Below are 15,854 nucleotides of genomic sequence, written 5' to 3'. Positions count from 1 at the left end.
ATATTTGACCCTGACATACATGCATAAATTTATTCTCTATTTCAAAATTTCAAATCGATTTGATGCTGTTGTTTTGCTTTCCAAAATTAATCATGTTCATTTTTCTTTTACACGTCATAGATGATATAGAATTTGATGTCTTTTACCTTTTATTTAAAAGTTGGTATGTCTTTAAAACATAATAAAAATCTCTTAAATGAAATGTCTCCTTATTGTTTTTTATACTCTCTATACTTCTATTTAAGTGATCATTAATATTTATATCTACATAATTTCCGTTTTGACTAATAATAGTAAGAATCCACATAATATAAGGATCATTTAAATTGTTTTTGATATCTTTTTGGAATTTTTTCCCAAAAATTTTAATGTCTTTTTGTGAGATTCTTTGAGATATACTAAGGGTTCCTAATAAAAAAAGATGATCTTTGAAATTAAGATTATTAAGATTATCCTGTATATTAATCTTTAATTTAGGTATTCCAACGTTAATAAGCTTCATAACATAGGATACATATAATGCATGTTCATAATTTTTATTCTTGATTAAGTCTTTATATTTATTTTGAATACTCTCAATAGCTTCTTCAGGTATTTTAATATTGTATGTTTTAAGAGTTTCAATAATATGTGCAATTGTCTTACCATCTAAGATATCCCAGTTAATTTTCCTAATAATTAATTTCAATAAATCCTTAGTTTCTTTTTCGTTTTTAGTTTTATACCCATAGTAGTCACTTATTTGTTTAACCATATTTGTACTCTCTATTGAGAACTCTTTTTGTATAATTTTTGAATAACCTCCATCAATGCCTTGGTGATCTTCTAACATCTCCTTTAGAATTTTACTTTTCCTTACATCTTTATTAAAATGTTCAAGGAATTTTAAAGCTAAATAAGTTCCCTGCTCATCACTAGGTCCCTCTAGTGCAGCATTCCATCCACCATCATTATTTTGATTTGCATATAGTAAAGAAAATATTTTATCTGGCGGTTTATTGTAGTCTAATTTATAATAATTTAACAAATCAATTATTTCTAGTGATGTATTCAATTCAAATAAATCCAATTTAGTTTTAGAAAATGTTTCATTAACGTATTTAACCATTATTTTTTTATCTGATTCAGGAATCTGATGATTATGGTTAAACTTTAATAAAAGAATATTTTTGAAATAAATCAATCTGGCGTTGCTTAAAGAATTATCCAGTTTAATATTTGCTATCCAATCTTCTTTTATTTTTGTTTTATCCAATTGTAAAAAATCTTCAATCTGGCTAGCCATATATGTAGATATTAAATAATCTTTCAGTTTCTCATTCCCATAAGTATCAAAAGAATAGTATCCGTCTCTGTAAAGCTTGACAAACATTTTTTCTAAAAGTGCATTTATTTTTTTATTTTTGAACTCCCCTAAATTTTCCAAAATATTTACTGTATAATATAAATTGTCCATCATAATATTTTTATCTTCAATATCTGCTAAGTTATTTTCTAACATTATTATTGTTTTTCTTTTATTTGTAAAGCTATTAACACCTAGTAATTTCAATGACTCCATAATATAATATGTGGAGTAAATATTCCCTCCATAGTAAATAAAAGGAATGCTGTATCCCCCTTCATACATACGCAGTTTCCCTTCATAAATAAGAAACTGTGTTCTTATGTCTTGTAAGTCTAAATTTCCTGTTTCGTTTCTATTCTTAATTGTTTGGTTAGTAGTTTCACTTATACAGCCAAATAAAATGATTATTATAATAAAGATCAGACTTATATTTTTGAACATTAACTTCATAATTTATTCTCCTTGTATACTTTATATATATACTTATAAAAAGACTGGTGTTAGTATAGTTTCATGGACACATCTTAGTTAAAATTTTTTATAACTGCTATAATAAAAACGAAGGGATGTGTCCTCTATGGGTAAATTTTAATGAAGATTTCAAAAAAATGGTTGTTGAACTTTATCACTCAGGAAGTGCAGTTAAGGATTTAAGTAGCGAACATGGCGCTTCAGATATAACGATTTATAAATGGATTAAAAAATATTCTCCTGTTCATTTAGAAGATGGCTCAACTTTAACTCCAGATGATTATGCGAAGTTACAAAAACAACTCCGGCGTTTACAGGAGGAAAATGAAATATAAAAAAAGCTATGGCCATATTCGCGAAAGGATAAATCCCCATGAAATAATCGAAGTGATTGATGAATGAAAAGACCAGTATACTGTCAAAACCCTTTGTGATGCATTAGAATTCCTGAGAAGTTCGTATTATGATTCTAAAAATAAGCAGGAGTCCAATCGTGCTCGTGAAAATAAAGAATTAACCGAGAAAATTAAAGAAATTCATTTGAAAAGCTCTAAACGTTATGGAGCCCCGAAGATTCATGAGGCACTTAAAAAAGCTAGTTATGTAGTCAGTGAAAAAAGAGTACAGCGTTTGATGAAAAAAGCCGGGATCCGTTCAATTATTACAAAAAAATAACGTCCTCATTGCAGTAGTAAAGGCGTAGTCGTTGATCACCCAAATATATTAAATCAAGATTTTTCAACAACCACCATTAATGAAAATGGGCAGCTGACATCACCTATATTCATACCATCAAAGATGGGTGGTGTTATTTGGCATCGGTCATGGATCTCCATTCCAAAAAAATTATCGGTTATTCCTTTTCACGGAATATGACGACAGAGCTGGTCATGAAAGCTTTTGATAATGCGTACTCAACACAACAACCAAAAGAAGGATTAATCCTTCATTAGACTTAGGCTCCCAATATACGAGTGAGGAATTCCAACAATATCAGCAATCAAAAGGAATGAAGCATTCCTTTAGCAAAAAAGGCTATCCATATGATAATACCTGCATGGAATCCTTTCATGCTATTTTGAAAAAAGAAGAAATCTAGCAAGTACGATACTTAGATTATCGTTCTGCTCAATTATCTTTAAATATATTGAGGGCTGGTACAATCGTCAAAGAATCCATGGAAGTTTAAGTTATTTGACCCCTCAAGAAGTAGAGGATCAAATCAAAGGGCAGCATGAACCACTACATTTTTATCGAGCGCTCTGCTTTATATGGAGAGGTGGGCGTGGTAGGCTATTTAGCCTTGCGAAATATGACCTCCCTTTCGCCCTTCGCAAGATACCACGCCCACAGATGCTCCATGTCAAGCGTCAAAATACAACCAACTATTTTGGTGCGATAACCAAAATTTCCCTTTAACTAAATTATGTCCGAAATATTGACCTAGATCCAGACCTTGTTCTATATGAACAAGATCTTTTTACTAATCATAGATATTAGTCTATAGTAGCTACTGCTGTTGTACGATAGTCATATCCTTGTGGGCTCCGTACAGTAGTTGTGGTATCTAAAGTTGCTTTGCCAAGAGATATCCAGCTAGATGCACTACCATTATTAAAAGTCACAGCATGAACATTAGTACCATATCTTTTTTCACCATTATATGTTGCTACTTTTGAATCGCTAGTAACAGAAAAACCTGCTGGCCAAGATATTGATACAGCTACACCGGAATAAGCTAATTTTTGGTCAATTTTAATCCATTGTGCCGTTCCAGATCCAGTCCATTTACCAATACCCGATCCTGCCACGCTTGTCCAATGTACTTTTCCATTATTCCAATGGTATCCCTGAACCTGTGACATGGAAGTAGCATAAACATTTTTAGAATCTTTTTGATCATAACGGAAAGCATCACTACACTCCTTAGTACATATACTAGCTCCAAGAGTAGTAATTCCTCCATTATTACTGGTATTAGAAATTAATTCTTTTTCACCTTCTTCTTTATATTTTTCCAATAATTCAGCAACAATCTTCTCTGTATCTTCTCCTGAGATTGTAATAATGTCTTCAGTTACTTTTTCAACAGTAGCATTTGTATACTTTTTCTTAATAGAGTCTAATGAAGTCGTTCCATCCTTAGCAAAGGCAAAGTTTGTTCCACCTAATAATAGAGATAAGCCTAAAACTCCAGATAAGATTTTTTTCAATACCATTTCCTCCTCATTCATTATCTTATCAAGCCGGCCGACTTCACCCTTACTGTATCAAAATGAACAAGAAAAAACATCCGTATTTTCCGCAAATTTGATTGCGGAAAATACCTATTTTTTCAAAAAATAATGACATAAATTGTAATATAGTGTAAAATTTTGATGAAAATATTGGTTGGCGGTAGATATTATGAACCAAAACTTATGGAATGTTCTTCAAACACTACTAGAAAAAGATTCCATTTGAACAACGGAACTTGCGTTAGCAAGGAGAAGTTAAACCCAGAAGTCTTCTCATCATTAGTGGAGTCTCTGCAAGATGGATGGAGATCAACAGGTATCAGATAAATATTGTCGGAAGAAGCGAAATAAAGACTTTTTGCAAAATCATTTGTCCACTAACTGCATGTTTCACCCATGAGTGGCAAAACGCTTGTAATGGACAATGGAGAGACTTGCATTTGGTCATAGAGTATTATTTGTCCCTTGTAAGACTAGTTTGCGAACAAAGCGAGATTCATCATCAAAACATATTGGGGATCCATTGCAACGAACATCGGTATTGCCAGTCAGCTAAAAATGAGCATTGGTGCTGTTTTTTTCGTGCGTGCTCCCAATTGTTCCATGTAGGCTTAAAGTTGGTTCATCATCCGTTCTTGCTGTTGAATCATTTGCTTTTGTTGCTGGGCGATGGATTTTGCCAGATTTATTGGCAAAGCCCTTGAACCAACTCAGTTCTTGTTGGTATACCGCTGCAATTAGTCCCCGGTTCATGTTCCCATTCTTCTCCCATCCCTACATCACTCCTGTCTTCATTTGGAGAACAACGGTAAGGGGTAAACAGAATATAGGCAAATTTATAGCAATAAACTGAGTAGTTAACTCATAAATTATCATTCATAGTAATAAAAGCATACTTCGATTGGTTAAGAAGCAGTGCCATATCCCGCTTTATCGTCACTGCCAATAATCGGATCATACCAAACATAAAAATTATAAGTTCGGTAATTTATTCAAATTCTTTGTTCATTTTCAAAAGTTCGATGATTCCTTTGCTTGTATATTTTTTAAGGATAATATGGACGATGACGCGATTGATAAGAAGCAGAATGAGTAACAAAAAAATGACAAGAAAAATTAGATAACCAATAGAGTGAAGCGGAACCAACAGCAATCCTACCAATATTGTATACGAAATGATAACTGCAATAACCTTAAAAAAGATATGGTTGATATTATATGAATATATTTCTTGAACGCTCTCATTACTATACCCATACTGTTTCAAAATCCCCATATCTCTTTGTTGGACTTTGAGATATGAGTTGAAAGAGAGGATAACATGTGTAGCAGTGATCAAAAGAATAACCAGAGCCAATAAAGAAGCAAGGATCGCCGTATTTTTCATAGATCCAGTGAAATTATCAAACGCTTTAAAAGTGTATCTTGTGTTATAACCAAGATCGTTCAATAATCTGGCTGCCGCTTCGACATCCGTAATCTTATCGACATAAATATACATATTTTTGAGCACTTGAATGCCGAACGGATTGTCCTGATCATATTTTTTCACGAATTCATCCCAGCGCACGTGAAATGCGATTTCAATCATTTTTTCAAATGTATGACTACCAACATATAAAATGCCTGTATCTGAGATTACCTCATCGCCTTCATATAATGTAAATGGATTCCTTTCAAAGACGCCGCCTTGATTGGCCACAGGAAAATCGACATTCTGCTGGCTGCTGAATCCCCCCTCTTGAACGTCGATCACTGGAATTTTCAGAACTGATCTTTGTTTGATTGTTTTCCTTGCACATGTCGTATTTACTTCCAAATGGCAATTTCCAAGCAAACGGGCAGCCCCTTCGTCTAAACCATATATAAAGTATGTATTGCCATTCTCATCTTGAACCCCAAAACTGAGTTGATATAGTTTGTATAATTGAAATTTCACATTTGGCAGATGTTTTGAGATTGCCTCTTTGACCTTGTCTTCATCTTGAAACGTTAAAAACTGTATCTGCGTGTTCCCTTCTCTTTTGCTAGTGATCTCGATCATATGTGTATTGTCGTTCCGAATAAAGTCTTTATCCACTTGTAAATATTGATTAATGAAAAAAACCGATGCTGTTGAAATTAAAACGAGCGACAAGATAAACAATCCAATCGATATTTTTAAATATGAGCTGGATTTCTTTAAAATGAGCTTGGAAATCTGCCTTGCTATTTTTTTATTCATATTGCAAACTCCCGTTCACTAATTTTAAATGAATGCTATTACTCGGCATCTGATCATTCTCATGGCTCACAATAATAATCAGTTTATTCCTAAAAGCATGAGTAATTGCATCCAAAATGCTCTTCCTGTTCTTAGCGTCTAGCTTCGACGTCGGTTCGTCCATGAGTACAATATCTGGATTCGACATAAACACATTGGCCAATTGAACACGCCGTTTTTCTCCACCTGACAGCATGGAAACCTTTCGATCTATTAAATCAATGATGTGAAAACTCCTTAAGACATCATGCGCTGTTTTTTCGAATCCGGCAGCATCAGGATGAAGTACAGCATATTTGATATACAAGTTCTCTTGAACAGTTAAATTGGAAAACAACATATCATCTTGAAAGAGGTATTCGATTTTTAAATCCCCCGCCCTCTCTACCTCACCTTCATCTGCATGAATATATCCGGCTATGATGTTCAATAATGTTGTTTTTCCTGAACCGCTTTCACCGCGAATAACATATATATTTCCGTCTTTGAATTCAAAATGGACATGATTCAAGACCTTTTTCCCGTTAAAGTTTTTCGTCACATTTGTAAGCTTCAGCATGATCATAGGCACTCCTTTGCTCCGCTGTACACCCTATTTTATGCTCATTGAATCGTAATTCGTTTGATATCCCTTTGGCCGTAAACGATGATCTCATTTTTCTCAATCGAAAAATCGATCACATCCGTCGCAGACCCTATGTGTTTCTTCGTTTGCGTGTCGATCACGTCCAGTATCAAAGTCGCATCACGATTAGGGTAAATTTGGATTAACATTTGACTGTCTTGATCGAAATAATTCAGGATTTTTTTAGTAAAAACATTGTTACCATGATATATTTTTTCTTTATCCGTTCGATACAGCTGATCATTGAGACAATACAACTCACCGGCTTCTAGGCCAGTTTCGAGTAATTGCGGCATATTGTTTCGATCAGACAAGTCTAGCACGTACAATGAATAGGAGTCTGTAGGTTTATCATAAGCAGTGTAATAAAGCTGATTATGTATGATGACCCCATAAGATATCAGCCCTTTTGCATTAGGATAATCGATCAACTGATGTTCTCCTGCATCCAAACGAACAATAGAGCGCTTTATTTCTGCACCATTTTTGTCGCAGTATAGCATGATAAAAAAGAATCTTTTTCCATCCGTAGCCAAAGGGAAAATGGCTTGCTGATCCTCTAGACGATAGATTTCTTTTATTTGATTTTGATGAATACGCAAAATTGAAAAGTCTTTAGCGTGACTATCCCCTGCAGTGTAGTAGTTGCTTTTTGTATTAAACTCGTATACAACGTAATTTGGTCTATTCGTTTGTTGCTCTATCGTTTTCGTTGCCAGATTGTATGCCAATAACTTTTGAGTAAACCTGTTATATAGAATCATGCAGCTGTCTTTCGATTGACACTTGGGCAAGGTTACGCCCTGCCCCGACAAAGACGAACTATTGTTTTCTGAATTATTATTTTCATTTACGATACTACAGCCAGAAACAAAATAAAATACTATGCCCATTATGAGCATAACTACTCTTTTCATTCATTCACCTCACGAGCAGATAATCTTTGATTATATCAAGCGTGCTTAATACAATCATCAGATTGCATGCTATTAGAACTAACGGCTACAACATGCTCTAGATATATAATTATGAGCCGGCAGCAGTCTAATTATCTCTCCGATCACACCGACTCGCCGGCCCGTAATATTTCTGACCTTATTCTAATTTACTATTCTCATAGCAAAGTGTAGCGCTTGTACCTAAACTTTTTTATTAAACCCCAGCAGAGATGTAATAGGTTCTAGGATCTCCTTTTAGTTTTACATATGCTGTATTGATTGTTGCAATAGTGCCACTTCTATAATCCTTCTCAGGGGCTATAACAATGTTTGAACGCCAAGAAGAACTTTTTGCTCCGTTGGTATTTGTCCAATATTTTACTTTTGTTTGGACAGTTTGCCATGATGATGAAGCACCAGCACTAGCACCATCTCCAGAAACCCCCATGGTAATAGAAGCGGAATTTCTTAAAGATGCAGTACTGTACCACTCAGTCTTAATCATTTCTACAGTGACATTACCACTATAAACTGCTGAAACTTGCCAGTCCCATTGTATAGTATTCCCTGAATACGTTGCTGAAGTTGATCGCCAAACATTAGAAGTTAATGTCCCTTGCCCGCCAGGAATTGTATAATCTTTTGCTTGAGAAACAGCAAACACCTTTGAATTCGAAATAGACAGAGAAAAACTTAAAACAGAAATAAGAAGCACAACAAACAAGCCTTTCAACCATCCTGAACCAATTCTCAGAAAAAACATAAATACCCCCCTTAATTTTAAAATGACAGCCGGCTTCACCCCCACTATATCAAAATAAACTTGAAAAAACATCCGTATTTTCCGCAAATTTGATTGCGGAAAATACCTATTTTTTAGAAAACCATGACAAAAGTTGTAATATAGTGTAAAATTTTGATAGAAATATTGGTTGGAGGTAGATATTATGAACCAAAACTTATGGAATGTTCTTCAGACACTACTACAGAAAGATTCCATCGGAACAACAGAACTTGCGTTAGCAAGGGAGAATTTAAGCCCAGAAGTCTTCTCAGCATTAGTGAAGTATCTGCAAGATGGATTGAAGGCAAAAGGAAATCCGTGGGTGTAAGGTTGAATGAATATTATCGGAAGAAACGAAATAAAGACTTTTTTGCAAAATCACTTGTCCACTAATTGCATGTTAGAACAAGAGATCATTCAATATATTTTCCATATGCTGCACCGCAAAGGAAAAATATTTAATCATGATGAAACCTATTTTTCATGGGGAGAATTTTATACGTACGTATCCTCATTCCGTTTTGATGAGGATACGTGCACACAATCTGTTATCGCTCACGCTGCGGCCATTGAGCTTCTTATTTTAGCGACAGACATTTTTGATGAGATTTCCGATCATGATCAAAGTGATGAGATAATCAGCCAGTTATCTATAGGCGAAACGGTCACCATTGCCAATGCGATTATGATGGAAGCGTTTCGACTCATTCTTCACAACTCTAAGACAGATGTGTATGAAAAGTTTGCTATTATCATCCATGAGTTACAAAACGCTTGTAATGGACAATGGAGAGACTTGCATTTTGTCATTTCTGAACATGTTCCGACAGAAGAAGAGTATTTTCATCTCATCCAACAAAAGTCTTCGTCCTTAGTAAAACTAGTTTGTGAACTCAGCGATATCTATAACCAAAACATATGGGGACCCATTGCAACTGACATCGGCATCGCTGGCCAACTGAAAAATGACGCAAAAGATATTCTTTCTGATGATAAGAGTGATTTAATAAACCAAAAGGCCACTCTTCCTTTCATTAAAGCTGTTGAATATAGCTTCGAAAAAGATAATGGATGGCTGCTAAAGAAACTTCATCAACTAAAAGCAAATGATCACAACTCCCTATTAAAGCAGGAGATTAAGAACTATATACGTAAAACCGGGGCAATCGATTACTGCTTCATTCTTTCCAAAGTCTATATGAATAAAGCAGTGGACCAGCTTGCTGCCCATTTTCCGGAAAAACAAGTTCAAGTGAATCTGTTAAAAAGTTATCTTGAAAGCTAGGGATAATATGAACAAAAAAGTTTCTCCCTTTATCATGCCACTCATTTTTGTCCTTATTATTTGTTATACTCTATTGAAAATGTACAATGAGCACTTTTCGTTCCAGCATTATTTCACGATGTTCATTGGAATGGCGTTTTTGTTTATTGGCATCTATAGCTATCTGCAAAAACCGAACTCGATCGTTGTTCAACATTTTTTAGTGTTAATGTTTATAAGCGGACTGGCTATTGCTTTGTCAACGCCTTCTAGCTGGGATATAAAACCGGCAAAAGAATTGGAAGTAATTGCTGTCTCTTTTGCTCCCTATATTCTTATGAAATTTTTTGAGCATTTCCCTTCATCAACAAAACCGACATTTTTTCATCAAGTACGGATGATCACATTATTGATTGCCATTTTCGCAACGCTCATTTATTTCTTCATAGGCATTCACCGCCATGCCATCGTCAGCAAGATCGTTCGACCATGCATTGTCGTGAACATGGTTCTATCGTTACTATCTTGTATTGTTATTTTTTATTTACATCTTCAATCCAATTCCGATAAAATAAAAAATCAAATGTATCTTTTAATCGCTGGTCTGATTCTATCGTTTGCTCCTGTTGTCATTTTTAGCTTAATTCCAGATGTATTTTTTTCTTTTTCGGGCGTTCCTTTTCATTATAGTCTTAGCAGCATCATCGTCTTTCCTATGACACTGTCATATCTATTAACAAAGCAAGAAATCGTTGATTTTCGAGAAATCTTTCGAAAAATTAGTTTCCAATTATCGGTTATTATTTTGAGTTTAGTTGTATTTAACCTATTATTGTCTATGTTTTACAATATCCACTTAAAGTCAGCAATTTTAATAAACACCTTACTCGTATGCACCTTCGTTGTTTACGACCTGATCCACAAAGGGTTGGAGCCTTTAAAAATGAAAAAATGGGATCTTAAGAATCAAGAAATACAAAAAGAAAAATTGCTCATCCTTCAGCAATTACTGAACGGGAAGCATTTGGAATATTGCGCAAAGCTCATTGCTGATTTAATACACAAAACGATCGATGTCAGCGGAGTATGCATGATATGGAACAACGATAACATCCCTATGATTTTGCATAAAACAGGAGTTTTTCTTCATTTTGATAATACGGAGCTACTGACTTATGTGGATGAGAGCTACGATTCTATGAAATTTAATATAAATGGGAGAAACGTTTTTGCTTATCCCATGAACGTTGGTACTACCAATATGGGATGGATCATCGTCGGAGAGAAAAATAATGCGACTATCATGGAAAAAGAAGAAGAACAATTAATCGAAAAGATTCAAATCAATGCCACAGAATTATTCACTAGCGCTAAAACATTACAGCAAATCGAAAAACAGTTAAAGGAAACAATGGAAGAAACCAAGACTTATGAACAATTTCATTTGCTGTTGCTTAATGAACAAGAAGAGGAAAAAAAGAAATTATCTGTTTTTCTCCATGATGAGGTGTTGCAAAATTTAATCCTGCTTTTTAATAAACTTGAATTGCTAAGCAAAAATAAAAAAATGGATAACGGAGTTTTCGAAGACATCAAAGAGTCGCTCCGTAACAGTATTTTTGAAATAAGGGAAATGTGCCATGAGCTATATCCGGTTATAGTAGAAGATTTGGGATTGGAAAAAAGTCTCTATTTACTAAAAAGAAAATGTCAAACGAACCATAATGTTACCATTGAGATTGATTATAATACGAATCTGAGAGTCATTCCCGCTTCCCTCTCTATTCAAGTGTTTCGAATGATCAAAGAATTGGTTTACAACGCCATCAAGCATTCTTCGTCAAAAGAGGTTTTCGTTTCTGTTATAGAAATGAATCATTTCCTAAACATAAAAGTAAAAGATCATGGTATTGGATTTAAGGTGCCGAATCGTTTATCAGAGTTATCGCAACACAATCATTTAGGATTGATTACGATTCAAAAACGAGTCCATCAGTTAAAAGGCACACTTGACATACAATCTGAACCGGGGAACGGGACTTGCATTTCGATAACTCTGCCAATAGATGGGGATGGAACAAATGAAAATCAAAGTATTACTAGTAGACGATCATTTATTAGTGATGCTCGGGATTCAACAATTGTTAGAAAAAGAAGCTGATTTAGAGGTTGTAAATACGATTTGTCATCCCGCCCGCTTAGAGGAGGAAATCATCAAGCACACCCCGGATGTCATTGTCATGGATATAAGAATGAAAAACGATAACGGGATTGAATGGACGAAGAAAATCACGGAAACATATCCAACATGTAAAGTCGTTATCTTATCAGGGTATGACTATGACGAATACATTCACGCTGCTTATGAAGCTGGAGCTTATGCGTTTGTGACAAAAGAAAATTCCGCCTTTGAATTGGCCAATGCGATTAGGCAAAGTCACTTAGGAATCAAATCTTTTCCAGCTGACCGATTATCCAATTATCATCCCCTTCTCACAAAAGTAGAATTAAAAATTCTCCAATTCATTTCCGAGGATCGGACAAACGCAGAAATTAGCGAGCTGTTAAACATCAGCAAAAGAACGGTCGAGCATCATGTATCTTCCATTCTGCGAAAACTGGATGTCGACTCACGGGTCGGAGCGGTTGTCAAAGCGATGAAACTAGGAATATTGGAATAAAAACAGCCCGATGGAATGCGTCCATCGGGCAAACAGCTCATCTAGAAATACACGATGTAAATAACAAGCGCCAAGACGATACGATAAACGGCAAACGGCACGAGGCGGATTTGGTTAATAAGCCTTAAGAAAAAGCGAATCGAAACAAGCGCGAACACAAACGCGCTTATAAAGCCAGCGATGAAAAACGGCAAAGCGTCCATCGTAAAATACTGCCAGTTTTTCAGTAAAGACAGCACACTCGCTCCCAACATAATCGGGACGGCCATAATGAACGTAAAATCGGCGGCCGCCCGGTGGCTCATTCCTACCAGCACCCCGCCGGAAATCGTCGAACCGGAACGGGAGAATCCTGGCCATAACGACAAACATTGAACAAGACCAACAATAAACGCCTGCTTATATGTTATTTGGTCGACCGTTTGCGCTTTCGGCGCTTTTTTGGCAAATATATCAGCAGCGATCATTAATAACGCCCCAAGCACTAATCCTATCAGCACGGTTGCAGTCGAAAATAAGTGCTCATCAATATAATCCTCAAATAACACCCCTAATACGCCTGCCGGAATAAGTCCGACAATCACTTGCATTAGTTTCAGGCGCGGCTGCCCATCGCGATGGCGTCCGCGCAGCCCAAGCAAGTCGATAAAGCGTTCTTTAAACACAACAACGACCGCCAAAATCGAGCCGAGCTGGATGACGACTTTAAACGTGTTTGCCGCGTATTTTCCTAAAAACTCCTGCGATTTCAGCCACATATCATCGACGATAATCATATGGCCCGTGGAAGACACAGGGGCAAATTCCGTTAATCCTTCGACCATTCCTAAAATGATTGCTTTCAAGATCATGATAATATCCATTGCGAGCATTCCTTTCCCTTCACAATATCGTCTTTTCTCTGCAAAAATCAATGCCGCCTTTATAAGAATACGAGAAATCCTTTTTATCGTCGACCCTATTTTTCAGAAATGGCAATGGCGTTTTTTTGGCGATGAGCCGAGACCATGGCGAAAGAGAAAGCTGAAAATAGTAAATTTGTACACTAATTTCTTCGCATAAGAACACAGCCAAAAGTGGGATGTTTTCCGGCAGCCACGTCCATCAATGTATCAAAACTTAAAGCTTGCGCTGATCCATGCGTGGAGTTTTCCATCGAGATGGATTGTCCGATTTTGCCCGCTGGCGGCTTTATTGTATATGGAATTCAACAGTTTCATTGCAACTTTTTTCAAAAAATATATGTTACAATTGCCCGGCTTCCGCCGCCAAAAAAAGACAGGCATTTCCCTGCGTTGGTTAGCCATTCCGCACATCCACGTTTTCAAGCAGACGGCGGCGGACCTCCGCCGGGCACACCCGTTCGCGTCCAACCGACTCATAAATGATCCCCGCCTCGCGCGCGCTGTCCAGACTGTAACAATTCCGCCCATCTAAGACAAGCGGCGTTTTCATCAAAGCAGCATATTGCCGGATGTCAAATTGCCGGATTTCTTGCCATTCCGTGAAAATAAAACAAATATCCGCGTTTGTTATCGCTTCGGCGATCGTCGAACAATACACAACTTCCTTTTGGAATACGCGCTTTGCGTTTTCCATCCCGGCAGGATCCCATACCCGGACATTCGCTCCTTCTTCGAGAAGTACCGCGATATTGGCAAGGGAAGGCGCTTCTCTTATATCATCCGTTCCCGGCTTAAACGTAAGGCCCAGCACCGCCACTTCCAATCCGCAGAAATGGTTCACGTACGTTCTTGCCTTTTCGATTAATTTGACTTTTTGCTTTTCATTTACTTCCATCGCCGCTTGCACCGTTTTCAATTCATAATCGCAACCGGCCGCAAGCCAATGCAATGCTTTGGTGTCTTTCGGGAAACACGAGCCGCCATAACCAATGCCAGCGCGCAAAAACTGGCTCCCAATCCGCGGATCCATTCCCATTCCTGCTGTGACGTCTTCGATATTGGCGCCAACCATTTCGCATACATTCGCGATTTCATTAATATAGGATATTTTTAAGGCAAGAAAAACGTTGGCTGCGTATTTCACCATTTCTGCGCTTTTCCGGTCTGTCACGACATAAGGAAGAGCAAACGGATCATACACCTCTTTCATCACCTTCTCCGCCTGCGGCGATTCCACTCCTAATACAATTCTCGACGCGTACAGCATATCTTTGACCGCCGTCCCTTGTGATAAAAACTCGGGATTCGCAACAACTTCAATGTGAACCGGATTTTTCCGATTCTCCTCTATCCAACGTTCCACTTGATCCCCTGTGCCAACAGGAACAGTCGATTTCACCGCCACCACGCAATCTTTTTCCGCCGCCTCTGCGATCTGCTTTGCCGCTTCCCGCACATACCGCAAATTCACAGATCCATCCGGCTCTTCCGGAGTGCCGACAGCGATGATAATCACATCGGCCCATCGGTACGCCGCCGCGCCATCAGTCGTAAACAACAGCCGCTCGCGGTTTTTCTTCAGCAATTCCTCCAATCCAGGCTCATAGATCGGCGATTTTCCGCTTTGAAGCAACGCCACTTTTCCAGCATCAACATCCACGCACGCGACTTTATGCCCTTTTTCCGCCAGGCACGCCGCTGTGACTAGTCCAACATATCCCGCACCAGCTACAGCAATATCCATAACTTTATCACACCTTTTGATCGTTAACTCCGCTCCGCAAACACGATGATATCAGGAGAAATCTAGTATATGGCAATCCATAACAAACATTCGCATTTCCCTAAGATATTCTCAATTATGAAGTTATTATAACTGATAATGAACCTCTTTTGCATTTTTCATCGTATATGTCAGTGCAGATCCATCACATATGTGAGCGCCCCAAAGGAAGTATTTCCTCATCTTCACGTAAATGAAGCATGTTATAAAAGCGGTCTGCCACATAAAGAAATAAAGGGCAATTGAGGAGCACATAATGATTGGAGGAAATCCGGAATACGCTTGCCCTGAGAGGCAACACAAAAAACAGCAATACGAATAGGCAAATCATGCTAGTGAACAACCTGAATTTCCGCGTTAATTTGCCCGCCGCGGTCGGCAAACACAAGTCGCAACTCGTTTTACCATCTTTCGTTTCTTCTGCAAGCACCTTATTTTTATTGTACACCGGCAATGCGACCGCATCCGCAATCATCATCCACTTTCGGCTTGAAATGGCTGAACAACTGTTTTAACATGAAATCTATTTTCAATCAAAGTATCCTTCTGTAATTT

14 protein-coding genes and 1 pseudogene are annotated in these 15,854 nt (G+C 37.1%); 6 read left to right on the top strand and 9 right to left on the bottom strand.

What is annotated here, in order from left to right; translation table 11 throughout:
- Window positions 1–142: 142 nt before the first annotated feature.
- The gene (locus AOT13_RS04275; RefSeq protein WP_042385746.1) at window positions 143–1,798 is read right to left on the bottom strand and encodes a hypothetical protein; all 1,656 of its coding nucleotides are present in this window, start codon (window positions 1,796–1,798) and stop codon (window positions 143–145) included.
- A gap of 116 nt (window positions 1,799–1,914) precedes the next feature.
- On the opposite strand from AOT13_RS04275, the pseudogene AOT13_RS19875 reads away from it, so the two are divergent.
- A pseudogene (locus tag AOT13_RS19875) lies at window positions 1,915–3,037 on the top strand (IS3 family transposase); the annotation flags it as partial.
- A gap of 278 nt (window positions 3,038–3,315) precedes the next feature.
- On the opposite strand, the gene AOT13_RS04260 reads toward AOT13_RS19875, so the two are convergent.
- From AOT13_RS04260 to AOT13_RS04235, 6 genes are all read right to left on the bottom strand, one after another.
- Entirely contained in the window at window positions 3,316–4,038 is a 723-nt protein-coding gene (locus AOT13_RS04260) for a hypothetical protein (protein ID WP_013877627.1), read from the bottom strand.
- Window positions 4,039–4,608: 570 nt separating this feature from the next.
- A complete protein-coding gene (locus tag AOT13_RS20780) occupies window positions 4,609–4,809 on the bottom strand; it encodes a hypothetical protein (protein WP_035502542.1) in 201 nt (66 codons plus the stop codon).
- Between the two features lie 235 nt (window positions 4,810–5,044).
- Window positions 5,045–6,280: a hypothetical protein gene (locus AOT13_RS04250; protein ID WP_003253483.1), complete on the bottom strand. Its 1,236-nt coding sequence runs from the start codon at window positions 6,278–6,280 to the stop codon at window positions 5,045–5,047.
- Window positions 6,273–6,878: an ABC transporter ATP-binding protein gene (locus tag AOT13_RS04245; protein ID WP_230457066.1), complete on the bottom strand. Its 606-nt coding sequence runs from the start codon at window positions 6,876–6,878 to the stop codon at window positions 6,273–6,275. Before AOT13_RS04245 ends, AOT13_RS04250 begins: the two co-directional genes overlap by 8 nt.
- Window positions 6,879–6,922: 44 nt before the next feature.
- Window positions 6,923–7,861 carry a hypothetical protein gene (locus AOT13_RS04240; protein ID WP_042385749.1) on the bottom strand — a complete coding sequence of 313 codons (939 nt, stop codon included), beginning with the start codon at window positions 7,859–7,861 and terminating at the stop codon, window positions 6,923–6,925.
- A gap of 235 nt (window positions 7,862–8,096) precedes the next feature.
- Complete coding sequence (locus AOT13_RS04235) at window positions 8,097–8,645, bottom strand: hypothetical protein (RefSeq protein ID WP_013401802.1); 549 nt, start codon at window positions 8,643–8,645, stop codon at window positions 8,097–8,099.
- A 184-nt stretch (window positions 8,646–8,829) separates the two neighbouring features.
- Between AOT13_RS04235 and AOT13_RS20350 the strand changes: the two genes are divergently transcribed.
- The 4 genes from AOT13_RS20350 (at window position 8,830) to AOT13_RS04220 (ending at window position 12,611) form a co-directional block, all read left to right on the top strand.
- Window positions 8,830–8,994 (top strand): hypothetical protein, encoded by a 165-nt coding sequence (locus tag AOT13_RS20350; RefSeq protein WP_167542258.1) that lies wholly within the window; start codon window positions 8,830–8,832, stop codon window positions 8,992–8,994.
- Window positions 8,995–9,000: 6 nt separating this feature from the next.
- The gene (locus AOT13_RS04230; RefSeq protein WP_042385751.1) at window positions 9,001–9,951 is read left to right on the top strand and encodes a polyprenyl synthetase family protein; all 951 of its coding nucleotides are present in this window, start codon (window positions 9,001–9,003) and stop codon (window positions 9,949–9,951) included.
- A 130-nt stretch (window positions 9,952–10,081) separates the two neighbouring features.
- Window positions 10,082–12,091, top strand: coding sequence for a sensor histidine kinase (locus AOT13_RS04225; protein WP_232511563.1), 2,010 nt, complete (start codon window positions 10,082–10,084; stop codon window positions 12,089–12,091).
- Window positions 12,012–12,611: a response regulator transcription factor gene (locus tag AOT13_RS04220; RefSeq protein ID WP_072000128.1), complete on the top strand. Its 600-nt coding sequence runs from the start codon at window positions 12,012–12,014 to the stop codon at window positions 12,609–12,611. The genes AOT13_RS04225 and AOT13_RS04220 overlap by 80 nt, the downstream gene beginning before the upstream one ends.
- A 41-nt stretch (window positions 12,612–12,652) precedes the next feature.
- On the opposite strand, the gene AOT13_RS04215 is transcribed toward AOT13_RS04220, so the two are convergent.
- The gene (locus tag AOT13_RS04215; RefSeq protein ID WP_042385755.1) at window positions 12,653–13,474 is read right to left on the bottom strand and encodes an undecaprenyl-diphosphate phosphatase; all 822 of its coding nucleotides are present in this window, start codon (window positions 13,472–13,474) and stop codon (window positions 12,653–12,655) included.
- 436 nt (window positions 13,475–13,910) lie between these two features.
- A complete protein-coding gene (locus AOT13_RS04205) occupies window positions 13,911–15,260 on the bottom strand; it encodes a UDP-glucose dehydrogenase family protein (RefSeq protein WP_042385759.1) in 1,350 nt (449 codons plus the stop codon).
- A 299-nt stretch (window positions 15,261–15,559) separates the two neighbouring features.
- Here AOT13_RS04205 and AOT13_RS20010 point away from each other — a divergent pair, with 299 nt between their 5' ends.
- Window positions 15,560–15,814 (top strand): hypothetical protein, encoded by a 255-nt coding sequence (locus AOT13_RS20010; RefSeq protein WP_125010693.1) that lies wholly within the window; start codon window positions 15,560–15,562, stop codon window positions 15,812–15,814.
- Window positions 15,815–15,854: the final 40 nt, after the last annotated feature.

Source organism: Parageobacillus thermoglucosidasius (assembly GCF_001295365.1).
Lineage (GTDB): Bacteria > Bacillota > Bacilli > Bacillales > Anoxybacillaceae > Parageobacillus > Parageobacillus thermoglucosidasius.
Note: the sequence above shows the minus strand (reverse complement) of the source record. Positions and strands in the feature narration are given on the sequence as shown.